The organism is Methanosaeta sp. UBA458, assembly GCF_002496085.1.
Taxonomy (GTDB): Archaea; Halobacteriota; Methanosarcinia; order Methanotrichales; family Methanotrichaceae; genus Methanothrix; species Methanothrix soehngenii.
This window is the reverse complement of sequence record NZ_DAIK01000159.1, coordinates 1-6,082: the sequence shown is the minus strand read 5'-3', so window position 1 is coordinate 6,082 and position 6,082 is coordinate 1. Positions and strand designations below refer to the sequence as shown.

The window sequence follows — 6,082 nt, the reverse complement described above, 5'->3', positions numbered from 1 at the left end:
CTTTAGGCCGGAGTAGTTTACATTCGCTCCGCGCATTCCTTGTGCTTATCTCCTCTGAAACGAGAGATGTATCGCATGGAATTCGAACTGCATCCTGCGATCATCATCGAGAGCAGAGCCTTTGCAATACTAGTGGCTCCATTGCAGATGCTGATCGAGTCCCTCAACGATCATCTGGGCATCGACAGGTATCAGGTCCTCTACATCTGCGGAAACTACTCTCGCGTCCTGAGCAGACTGGATCGCAGGTTTAGAGATCTGGAGGTAAGAAGGGCATTTACCGTCTTCCAGCTGCTAACCGTCCTGGAGGAGAGCCACCACACCTTGATGATCCTGGAGCATGATCCCCTGCTTTACGAGGGGGCTGGAGAGATGGTGGAGTATGCATCTATGGCCATGAGAGAGGCAGCGAAGGGCAGCATTTTGCTTCTCTATTCCCCCACCTCCGATCCTTATTTAGAGAAGATGATGACTTATGCCGACAGAGTATTCTGCTTCGCCGAGGGGCCTTGTGCTGCGCCACGGCTTTCTGCAAAGAATAATCGAAAAACGCAAGCCAGTTCCACTGGCCAGACCACCCTGGAGAGCTTCTGATGGGCCGAAGCTTTGAGAGCGTAAGAATGGGGGTAAACGACCTATCTCTTCGCTGGTCCAAGGCCGGTCGAGCTTTAAAGAAGGAGGATCAGTCCTATGCAAAAGAGCTTGCCGACATGGCAAAAAAGCACTCAAGCGAGGCATTCTACGCTCTGAACGATCCTCTGGAGGCGGCGGTATTCTCAGTGCTGATCGAGCTGCTGAAAGATAGAGAAATCTATAAGCAGGATCCCGTAAAATAAGTGCTTATGAGAAGAGAGGATTCCCTGAAAGATTCCCAAACGAATTCCAAAAAGAAACTGACGCCGCTGCAGTTTCATGTCACCCAGCAGTGCGGCACCGAACCTCCCTTTCAAAATGAATTCTGGAATAATAAACGACCCGGCATCTACGTAGATGTGCTCTCAGGAGAACCCCTGTTCAGTTCGAAAGATAAGTTCGACTCCGGTACCGGCTGGCCGAGCTTCACAAAGCCCCTGAAGGAGGATCGCATCATTGAGAACGTCGACACCAGCTATAATATGAGGCGGGTTGAGGTTCGCAGCAAAGACGCAGATTCCCATCTGGGCCATGTGTTCGATGATGGTCCTGGGCCGACAGGATTGCGTTATTGCATCAACTCCGCATCCCTCCGCTTTATACCGGCTGAGGATCTGGAACGGGAGGGCTACGGAGAGTATCTCAGCCTCTTCCGGGAGGATGAGGCTCGATCTGGGCATATGGAGAGTCCCGGGAAGGACGATCCAGACTATGAGCTGGCCACATTTGCCGCAGGCTGCTTCTGGGGGGTGGAAGCTCGCTTTCAGCAGGTTCGCGGGGTGCTGGAAACAAAAGTGGGATATACCGGAGGGACTGCTCCCGATCCGTCCTACGCACAGGTTTGCACAGGAACTACTGGCCACGCTGAGGCCGTGCAGATAAAGTACGATCCGAAGGTCGTATCCTACAGGGAGTTGCTCTCCATATTCTGGCGGATGCATGATCCCACCACGCCCAACCGTCAGGGTCCTGATATCGGCACTCAATACCGCTCTGCAATATTCTACCATAATGAGGAGCAAAGAATAGCAGCAGAGGAATCCCGGGAAGAGTATGATCGATCTGGAGCCATTGCAAGAAAAGCAGTCACCCAGATCGTTCCTGCATCAGAATTTTTTGAGGCGGAGGAGTATCATCAGGATTATTTCGCAAAGCAGGGGTCAGTACCCTGCCATGTATTCAGAAGAAAATAAGGCCGAGAGGGTAGCCTGCAATTCCCCGATCCCTCTGTTTTTGCGTTTTGAGTGAAAATCATCTTATCTTCATGCCTAAATGGCCGTTGATTTATCCTATCGTCATGCGGCCATGTCTTCGATTTTGATATTTATGTTGCCCATCATTGTGTCTATATGTGCCGTGTTTTCATATATCACACATCAGGGCAAAAATATCACTACCTTCACCATCCGCCCGCCTTGTGATCCAATTTTATAAATGCTGTTTATCAGCGGGTCTGGTACATGCGTCAGCCTGACGGAACCGGATGCATTATAGAACAGCGTTGAGTGCAGAGAAGGAGATGCAAAAAGTTGCTACTCCTCGATTTTAATTCCATGGTTCTCGAAGAACTCTCTTAGCGCCTCTTCTATTACCTGGCTTTGAGCGCGCATGCTGCTTTTGGCTTGAACTGTATAGATCTTCAAGGCTTTTGCTATTGGTTCTGATAATGTCAGAGTAGTCTTTGGCATAATGTTTTTTAAACCGGTTCTTGCACATATATACTTTATGGTATATTGATTTATAGCTCATTATATGAGATGCAAAGGTCTGCCTGAGGCAGATGTCATCTATCATCCCAGAGAATTGATCCGATTCAGGGATTTTGCTTCACTCCAATTCAGGGATTTTGCTCAAGGTCAAAATAGCCATGATGGTATGAGCAATTAAGACAGATTGATCTCATTGTCCACATCCCATCAAGAGCAGAATTATATTTATAATAAATTATATTTTATATTATGTAAATATTGGCTCCAAAAGTCTTAAATTTAAAGAGAGTCATAGGCATTAATAAGCTGCCATCGTCTTGATTGATTAAGCCTTCATCCGGATATATTTTGCGCCGGTCAGGGTTCTTCATCATCGATGACAAGGCAGATAAAGATACTAATGGGAGTGGACAAAATGGTGGATTTATTATATTTGGCAGTGGTATTCTTTGCAATAGCACTGATCCTGGGAGTGCTCGGCTGGCGAGGCGCAGGAATATCTATGGATATCGCTAAATGGCTTGTGATCGCATTCATCATTCTGGCAATATTATCGCTTGTATTTGGGGGCTCAATCAACCTGGCGACATTGCTTCTCGCAGCCTAGACTCTCTGGTTCATCGAATCTATGCCTGTCCGGAGGGGTATGGCCTTACATCCTCTCCGCCAGGCAAAGAAAACTTCATCAGCCCCTCATCATTCTGCATAATTTTTACAGCAATCGACTCGCATAGTCCTGCGAGTATCTGAAAAGCTTATCAACCAAGAGCGAGTGGCAAGAGATATGAGACTCAACAATCAAGCCAAAGTTGGTCTGGCAACTGTCGTCTGCCTGCTCTTGCAGGGATATATCTTCACCTACGTCCTATTTGTGGAGCCTCATCCTTTGGTCTCTATTTTGCCCCTTTTCCCGTACCTCGCTTATGTCTATGCACGGGGAAAGAGAACCTGGTACTTCAATAAGCCCCTCTACTGGATAGGACTAGTTGCGATGGTGACCGTGCTGGATATTCTGCCTTTTGCAGTGGCAGCCAAGCGCTTTTGATACCGCCCAAAAAGCGGGGCTAAACCGGGCGAAAAGCTATTATCCTGAATCAGCCCAAGGGGGCGCTCGTGCACAGAGATATAAGTACAGAGACGATAATCACCATCACAGGCTTTTTAGGGGCTATTTTGCTCCTTTTAGGCGGTGTAGTCTTCAGATAGCACCCGCTATTCATTGAGAAAAATCCAGGACCTGAAACTCACTTCTTGGGCAGGTTGGCTCTTCGCTGAATAATGTGGGTGAGTTAAGTCAGAGAATATGGCCTCTGTTCCTCTGTGTCTCTGTGGTTAGGTCATAGCATAGCGGTTCACCACAGAGGCACCGAGACACAGAGAATTAGCGATTTAAGTTCACCCATACAAAATAGCGAGGAGCCGGCAGGTTTTATAAGCACATCCCAAAACTTTGGACTTTTGTCTCGCCGTAATGTGGGACACCGTTGTATTAAAGTATATTTATAGATTGAAGCGAAGCTCAAATTCAATTGTCAAAAGCGAAGGGTAGATGTAGCATCATTTCAGATTGATATAGCAGGAAATTCGAGGAGGTTAAGTGATATTAGAAGAGCTATAGGTCAATTAATCCCTAAAGGTATAACTCCTCAAGGCATAACCTCCTTTGATATCTGAAGATGCCTTTTACCAGAAGGTGATGATATGAAAGAGGATGGCATTGAAGAGTACGAAAAGGCTCTAAAGACATGCGAAAGGATGCTGACCTTCGAGATGGATATTGCCCAGGAGAGCAATATCTTCAGGAAGATCGGCGATATCTACCTTGAGATATTCAAAAAGAACAACGATCTGCAGAGCTGTGAGCATGCCGTCCAGGCTTATCAAAGGTCGCTTGCCGTCTATACCCAAGAAAACTATCCCCATCATCGCGCCAGGGTAATGAAAAGCCTGGGATATGCCTATGCCGCCCGTTCCGATATTTTTGATCAAGGGGAAAGCCTCAAGCAGGCCATCAATTTTTGGGAGGAATCATTGGCCGTCTATTCCAGATTAAGCTATCCTGGGGATTACGCCATTCTTCAGGATGAGCTGAGCGTCGCCTATCGGAAGCTGGCTGAGCTGGGGGATGGAGTCAATAACAGCAAGATGGCAATCGATGCTGCCAAGAATGCTCTCTCGATCTACAGCCTCAAAGATCATCCCCAGGAGTTCGCGAGGGGAAAAACGAACCTGGGCAGCGCCTATCTGACCCTGGCCCAGTTCGCGGATGAGCCTGAGGATAGAATGGATAGCTGCAAGCAAGCTATTGCCTCCTACCAGGACGCCCTGCAGGTCTATGATCCGGGCCGTTTTCCGGATGAGTTCGCCCTGGTCAAAAACAACCTGGCCATAGCCTATCTGTCCCTGGCTGGGGCAGGGGATGAAAGGGATAAGATAGAGTGCTGCAGGCAGTCTATTCAGTCATGCCGCGACGCTCTTCTCATCCGAAAACGGGAAACACAGCCGCTGGCATATGCAGCATCCCAGAACAATCTGGGAAATGCCTTCCTCGCCCTAGCCGAGGAGGAGGAGAGCCTGGAGAACTGCCAGCTCGCCCTGGAGGCATTCAGGAACGCCTTGGATCTTTACCCTCGGGAGCAACATCCAAAGCTGTATGCTGCCACTCAAAATTGCATTGGAAACGCTCACTTGGCACTGGCCCAGATTCAGAATCCCGCCGAGAACTTCCTTAAGGCCATTGGTGCTGCTCGCAAGGCCCTGGAGATATTCAATAGAGATAGCAACCCTGAAGAGTATGCAGAATCGCAGGGGATACTCTGGCTTGGCTACCTCACCCTGGCGGATATAGAATACCGGGCTGAAAACTGTCTTTTAGCTCTGGAGGCCTGCCAGGAGAGGCTGGCAGCCTTTTCCCAGGACAAATCTCTGCAATATGCCTCCTGCCAGAAAGACCTGGCCATCACCTACAGCATTCTTGCCGACACGGAGGTCTCTGTCGAGGCCAAAGCAGAGGATTGCAGGAAAGGAGCAGAAGCGGCATTAGAGGCGCTTAGTATCTACAATGAATCTGAGCATCCAATTGAGCATGCTGAGGCACAGCTCCTCCTATGGGCGGCATACTCTGCCCTGGCTGAGGTCGAGGAAAAGGAGGAGAACTGCCGCAAGGCTATTGATGCCTGCCAGGCCGCCGTTCGGATCTATGAAGCATCTCATCCGACAGAGCATGCAGATGCTCTGAAGAGCCTGGGCTACAGCTTTATCACCCTGGCGGAGGTAACAGATAAGGCGGAAAACTGCAGGAGAGCAATCGAAGCATGCTCTGCTTCCCTGGAGCATTACCAAAAAGATGAGGCACCAAGAGAGCATGCTGAGATCTTAAGAGACCTGGCCTTCGCTTATGTCACCATATCTGAGGTGGAGGACAGAGAGGAATGGGTCAAAAGGGCTCTGCGGGCTTATAAGAAGGCCACCAGGATATTCGAGGGGCTTGCCCAGGAGCTTGAGGCAGAAAGAGACCCGGAAGCTGCAGAAATGCGCAACGATGTCCAGAGATGCCGCCGCTCCATGCAATCATGCAAGGGCATACTCAAGGCCAGCAGGAAGAGGAGATCAGAGGATCAGATATTGGAAAGCAGGTAGGCATGAAAGAATTAGCAGAGAGCGATAAGATGGAGTACTTCCGCCGCTCCTATCGGTCAGTGGACGGTCTTTGGTTCATGATGATCGAGAAGAAACGGGGA

7 protein-coding genes are annotated in these 6,082 nt (G+C 49.1%); 6 read left to right on the top strand and 1 reads right to left on the bottom strand.

What is annotated here, in order from left to right; genetic code table 11:
* The first annotated feature begins 75 nt into the window (after positions 1 to 75).
* Genes BP822_RS11670 through BP822_RS11660 form a run of 3 tightly spaced genes read left to right on the top strand, consistent with a single transcriptional unit; the run spans position 76 to position 1,826 of the window.
* The gene (locus BP822_RS11670) at positions 76 to 594 is read left to right on the top strand and encodes a hypothetical protein (protein WP_013718424.1); all 519 of its coding nucleotides are present in this window, start codon (positions 76 to 78) and stop codon (positions 592 to 594) included.
* Positions 594 to 836, top strand: coding sequence for a hypothetical protein (locus BP822_RS11665; protein WP_286878342.1), 243 nt, complete (start codon positions 594 to 596; stop codon positions 834 to 836). Before BP822_RS11670 ends, BP822_RS11665 begins: the two co-directional genes overlap by 1 nt.
* 6 nt (positions 837 to 842) lie before the next feature.
* Complete coding sequence (locus BP822_RS11660; protein ID WP_013718426.1) at positions 843 to 1,826, top strand: bifunctional methionine sulfoxide reductase B/A protein; 984 nt, start codon at positions 843 to 845, stop codon at positions 1,824 to 1,826.
* A gap of 339 nt (positions 1,827 to 2,165) precedes the next feature.
* On the opposite strand, the gene BP822_RS11655 is transcribed toward BP822_RS11660, so the two are convergent.
* Positions 2,166 to 2,321: a hypothetical protein gene (locus BP822_RS11655; protein WP_157863633.1), complete on the bottom strand. Its 156-nt coding sequence runs from the start codon at positions 2,319 to 2,321 to the stop codon at positions 2,166 to 2,168.
* A gap of 397 nt (positions 2,322 to 2,718) precedes the next feature.
* Between BP822_RS11655 and BP822_RS11650 the strand changes: the two genes are divergently transcribed.
* The 3 genes from BP822_RS11650 to BP822_RS11640 all read left to right on the top strand — a co-directional run bounded on the left by BP822_RS11650 (position 2,719) and on the right by BP822_RS11640 (position 5,981).
* On the top strand, positions 2,719 to 2,949 hold the full coding sequence (locus BP822_RS11650; protein WP_013718427.1) for a DUF1328 family protein: 231 nt from the start codon (positions 2,719 to 2,721) through the stop codon (positions 2,947 to 2,949).
* 177 nt (positions 2,950 to 3,126) lie between these two features.
* A complete protein-coding gene (locus BP822_RS11645; RefSeq protein ID WP_048131708.1) occupies positions 3,127 to 3,387 on the top strand; it encodes a hypothetical protein in 261 nt (86 codons plus the stop codon).
* A gap of 656 nt (positions 3,388 to 4,043) precedes the next feature.
* Entirely contained in the window at positions 4,044 to 5,981 is a 1,938-nt protein-coding gene (locus BP822_RS11640; RefSeq protein ID WP_013718429.1) for a hypothetical protein, read from the top strand.
* The last annotated feature ends 101 nt before the right edge of the window (positions 5,982 to 6,082 follow it).